This is a genomic window from Halobacillus sp. (assembly GCF_049282395.1).
Taxonomy (GTDB): Bacteria; Bacillota; Bacilli; order Bacillales; family Halobacillaceae; genus Halobacillus.
This window is the reverse complement of sequence record NZ_JBAPTY010000345.1, coordinates 1-4,947: the sequence shown is the minus strand read 5'-3', so window position 1 is coordinate 4,947 and position 4,947 is coordinate 1. Positions and strand designations below refer to the sequence as shown.

The following is a 4,947-nucleotide window of genomic DNA, read 5'->3' as shown; positions in this document are numbered from 1 at the left end:
TTCTCCTTGTTTTCACATAAAATCCTCCTCGAATTTGATTTCATACCTATTGTATTTTGTCTGAGGAAGATTTTCCTTGACTTAAATCAAGGAACCGGCGTTTTTAGAAATTTAGGAGCGTGATTTTCAAAAGAGAATGGAAAATCTTTGTTTTAGGTATAGGGAGACTGTTTCAGTGTGTATAGGGGAGAAGCGCTAACTTCAGGTAAGCTCTTCATCAAATGAAAATTCAGTTTAAGCAGGGGAAAGGGGCAGCTGCTAATGAAAGGTAAAATACCCAGCTCTCGAAGAGGCCGGAACCTCCTGAGAGCTGGGCATATTAGATCTCTACTTGAATATTGTACTCTTTCATCCATTCATTGATCTGAATCAGGTAATCAAATAACGCTTTTGCCTGAGAAGGCTGAACGTCTTTCACTTCTCCGAGAGCAATCTGGTACACTCGTTCTGTATTTATATAGGGCAGTAGCGGGGAGGATGGATCCTTCAAAATGGTAAGCATCCAGTTTTTTACTCCTTCGAAATATTCCTTATCCTTCGTGCTTGGATAGGCGCTCTTCTTACGGTAAAGAACGTCTTCTGGTAGATACTCCGATAATGCCCGGCGCAGGATGCCTTTTTCAATCCCGTCCACATTTTTCATGTCGATTGGCACATTCCATAAATATTCGACCAGGCGATAGTCGCAGAAGGGAACCCGGACTTCAAAACCTGTCATCATGCTGGCCCGGTCTTTCCGGTCGAGCATAAACGGCAGGAAGCGGGTGATGAACATGTAGGACATACGCCGCTGTTTAGCTTGAAGGTCATTTTCTCCTTCGAGAACGGGCACTTCTTTCAAGGCTTCTTCGTAACGGGCTTTCTGATAAGCAGGCAGGTCCAGCTTCTCCTTCATTGAATCGGAGAGAACTGCTGAAATGCCTGTCATATTCAGAAGCCACGGAAAGGTTTCGGCGTTCAGGAATTCCTGTTTATGAAACCAGGGATAGCCGGAAAATACTTCATCTGCCGATTCACCAGACAAGGCAACGGTCGCATTTTTCTTCATTTCCGTAAACAACAGGTATAGAGAGCTCTCAATCTCTCCCACGCCGGGAAGGTCTCTTGCCCTCATCGGTACCAGCAGGTTATCAACCAGCCGCTGAGCATTCAGAATAACCGATTCATGCTCGGTGCCGGCATGTTGGGAAACTTTTTCAACCCAGGGTTCATCCCGGTCGACACGGAGGAAGTCTTCTTCAAAACTATCATCACTGTTCTCAAAGTCCATAGAATAGGTGTTCAGCGTTTCCCCGGAAGATTCAAGCTGCTTCGAGGCAATAGCCGTGAGTCCGCTTGAGTCCAGTCCTCCTGAAAGCATGGAAACGACTGGACGATCCGCAAAAAGCTGGCGGTTGACCGTATCTTCTAAATACGAGCGGATCGTTGAAACCGTCGTATCGAGATCATCCGTATGTTCTTTGCTTTCAAGAGTCCAGTAATGCTCTGTTTTACGTTTGTTATGTTGAAAGAGGACATAATGACCGGCGCGTACTTCTTCAATATCCTTAAAAACTCCCTGCCCAGGCGTGCGGATCGGTCCGAGTCCGAAAATTTCAGACAGACCATCTGCATCGAGGACAGGTTTCACGGAAGGGTGCGCAAATAACGTCTTCAATTCTGAACCAAAAAGAATGTCGCCATCCCGTTCGGCGAAATATAAAGGTTTTACGCCAAGATGATCGCGGCCAAGCATCAGTTGCTCCTTACGTTCGTCCCATACGCTAAAGGCAAAAATACCATTCAAGTGATGAACGCAATCTTCCTCCCATTCTAAATAGGCGTGAAGCAGCACTTCGGTATCAGAGGAACTCTGGAACGTATGTCTCTTCGCTTCAAGCTCGTTGCGTAATTCTTTAAAGTTGTAAATCTCGCCATTATACGTAAGAACGATCGAATAGTCTCCAGTCTGATAGACCATCGGCTGATGACCGCCTTCTGGATCAATGACGATTAACCGCCGCTGACCGAATGCTGCCTGACCTTTGAGCCAGGTATTGCCTGTGTCCGGACCGCGGTGAGTAATGGAACTGGTCATATTTTCTACAATGGATTCCTGATGCTCCAGATTACGAGTCCACGAAACCCATCCTGTTATACCACACATACGGTTACCTTCTTTCTTTTGATGTTTATAGCATAGCGGGTCTTAAGCTGATGCAAAGCGGACCCGGCCTGGAGGTAGGATAATGATCCTGTTAATGAGCTTCCGCCTGGTCAACGTGACGGATATGGTTCTGATTCAGCCACACATAAATCACGGAAAGGAACACACAGAGTGCACCTGCGTAGAAAGGAACGCTGGAATTAAAATGCTCAGCCAGCTGACCGGCTAGAAATGGAGCAAGAGCGCCTCCCAAAAAGCGCAAGAAGCTGTAGGCAGCTGAAGCGGTTGAACGTTCGACCGGACTTGCATTCATAACGGCTGTTGTAATGAGTGTGTTGTTGTTTCCAAGCAAAGCACCAGCAACGATGACAGCAGCAATGACAACCCATTGCGTGGACGTCCAGATTCCCATCGCCAGTAAGACTAAAGCGAATAATAAGAGCATCAGACACATCGAGCCAACCGTGCCGAACAGCCGTGTAAGTTTGGGTGCCATAAAGACGGAAGTGATCGCAAGCAGCACGCCCCATCCAAGGAATACGAATCCAAGTCCGTGCTCATCCAGTCCTAAGACAAATGGGGAATAGGCAAGCAGTGTGAAAAAGCCGAAATTATAAAGGGCCGCTGTAATGCCAAGAACGAGCAGCGATCGGTGCTTTAAGGCCCGGAATGGATCAAGGAGTGAGCTTTTTTTCTTCACGACTTGAACGGAACTTGCTTTGGGCATTAAAGTAGTCAGTCCGATAAAGGCAATGACCATCAGCGTGGCAACTCCGAGAAAAGGCCCTCTCCAGGAGATTGCTCCAAGCCAACCGCCAATCAGCGGCCCGACTGAGATCCCTAATCCAATTGCTGCTTCATATAGAATAATGGCTTTAGCATTGCCGCTATTGGAAAGGGTGACAATCGCGGTCAATGCGGTGGCAACAAACAGGGCATTTCCAAGGCCCCAGCCGCCGCGCAGGGCCACCAGTTCCCAAATGCCGTTGGACAAACCGCCCAAAGCGGAAAATACAGCAATAATAACTATGCCGGATAATAACGTCTTCTTCATCCCGATCCTGGAGGTAATAACCCCGGTTACGAGCATGGCAACCGCCATTACTGCATTGTAGCTGGTAAAGAGAAGGGTCACTTGGCTTGGAGAAGCATCAAGCTGTTTGGCAATAGCAGGTAAAATTGGATCCACAAGACCCAGTCCCATAAAAGCAATGATACAAGCGAAAAACACAGCCCATACGGATTTGGGCTGATTTAAAATTCCCGGCTCTTCAGCGACGGTTACGCTGGGCACGGGTTTTCTTTGTGTAGCCATAATGAATAGCTCCTTTCCTATAGGGAGGAAGAAATTAAACTTCATCCAGTGATATAGTTGTATAATACAAATACATAGTTGTATATTACAATTATATTGGAAGAAGTGTCAATAAAGAGATTTGATGGTATCATCAAAAAATAAGTATTTGGATTTGAGGTGTAAGGAATGAGTGATGAGTCTTTGGACTTAATCGAACGACAGGTAACTGATTTCATTCGGCGGATCGTCCTTACCGAGAAAACGTACAGCAATTTAGATCGGTCCGCCTATATTCTTCTGCGACAGTTGTCGACCTACGGACCATCTGGAGTGAAAGCACTGGCTCAGGATTTACATTTGGATATCTCAACTGTAAGCCGGCAGGCATCTGTCCTTGTGAATAAGAAGTACGTGGAAAAGATTCCGAATCCGGATGATCGCAGGGCCTATTATTATCAAATTACGGATGTAGGATCTCATGAATTGGAAGAGAACAAACAGAGACGGTTTGATCGGCTTTCCAGTATATTGGAAGACTGGTCGGAGGAAGACAAAAAGAGGTTTGGAGAGCTTCTGAAAAAATATAATGATACGGTTAATGAAAAGCTCGAACTTTAAAACGATACACATCCAAGGTTATCCAGGAGAATGAGGAAGAGGCGTCTAATTCATTTCGTCGAAAGCTATCCTATATAAAAAGCGTGAAATCAATTGGTGAAGTTAGATTTCACGCTCTTTGTATTTGGGACAAGGTTTAAAAGAATGAATTATTATCGTGAAAATCAGGTAGTATAATATCATTCGAATGCTCTCCATCTATTTAATTTCACCGCAAAAAAAACTCTCCACTTCCTCATGTGAAGTAGTGGAGAGTTTCTTTTTTATCAAATGGTATCTCTTTAATTGTACTGAGGTTCTTTTATCGAACGAGTTTGTTCATAACGTATGGTTGCCTGAGCGGCTGCAAGCCTCGCCGAGGGAACCCGGAAAGGGGAACAGCTTACATAATCCATGCCTAAATCATAGCAGAACTGGATCGATTCTTTTTCTCCACCATGCTCGCCACAAATACCTGTTTTGAGGGTAGACTTTGTTTTACGTCCCAGTGTTACACCACTCTCCACAAGCTTACCTACACCTTCTTGATCTAAGGAAACAAATGGATTTCTTTTTAGGACATCACGATCTACATAATGCTGCAGAAACTTGCCCTCTGCATCGTCTCGACTGAACCCAAATGTTGTTTGAGTTAAATCGTTGGTTCCAAACGAGAAGAAGTCAGCCTCTTCGGCAATTTGATCGGCTGTTAATGCTGCGCGCGGTGTTTCAATCATGGTTCCAATCAGGTAGTCAAATACCTTTCCTGTTTCTCTCTGAATTTGCTCACCAATCGAAGTCACGAGCTGGCGCATTTTCTTAAGTTCATTCACATGGCTGACTAAAGGAATCATGATTTCGGATGTAACGGTTATTCCTTTGTCCATCACGTTAGCCATCGCATGGA

4 protein-coding genes are annotated in these 4,947 nt (G+C 45.3%); 1 reads left to right on the top strand and 3 read right to left on the bottom strand.

Translation table 11 applies throughout. From position 1 onward, the window contains the following. Window positions 1-319: 319 nt before the first annotated feature. Together asnB and WAM07_RS14635 are read right to left on the bottom strand one after the other, a co-directional pair. Complete coding sequence (asnB, locus tag WAM07_RS14640; protein WP_422168010.1) at window positions 320-2,146, bottom strand: asparagine synthase (glutamine-hydrolyzing); 1,827 nt, start codon at window positions 2,144-2,146, stop codon at window positions 320-322. A gap of 91 nt (window positions 2,147-2,237) precedes the next feature. Further along, entirely contained in the window at window positions 2,238-3,461 is a 1,224-nt protein-coding gene (locus WAM07_RS14635) for an MFS transporter (RefSeq protein ID WP_422168008.1), read from the bottom strand. A gap of 168 nt (window positions 3,462-3,629) precedes the next feature. On the opposite strand from WAM07_RS14635, the gene WAM07_RS14630 reads away from it, so the two are divergent. After that, window positions 3,630-4,061, top strand: a complete 432-nt coding sequence (locus tag WAM07_RS14630; protein ID WP_422168006.1) for a MarR family winged helix-turn-helix transcriptional regulator — start codon at window positions 3,630-3,632, stop codon at window positions 4,059-4,061. Window positions 4,062-4,342: 281 nt separating this feature from the next. On the opposite strand, the gene WAM07_RS14625 is transcribed toward WAM07_RS14630, so the two are convergent. Next, the coding region (locus WAM07_RS14625) for a putative PEP-binding protein (RefSeq protein WP_422168004.1) at window positions 4,343-4,947 on the bottom strand (605 nt) is incomplete at its 5' end.

Coding starts and splice junctions, on each gene's coding strand:
- WAM07_RS14635 (WP_422168008.1), bottom strand. CDS start 3,461: ATGGCTACACAAAGAAAACCCGTGCCCAGCGTAACCGTCGCTGAAGAG.
- WAM07_RS14630 (WP_422168006.1), top strand. CDS start 3,630: ATGAGTGATGAGTCTTTGGACTTAATCGAACGACAGGTAACTGATTTC.
- asnB (WP_422168010.1), bottom strand. CDS start 2,146: ATGTGTGGTATAACAGGATGGGTTTCGTGGACTCGTAATCTGGAGCAT.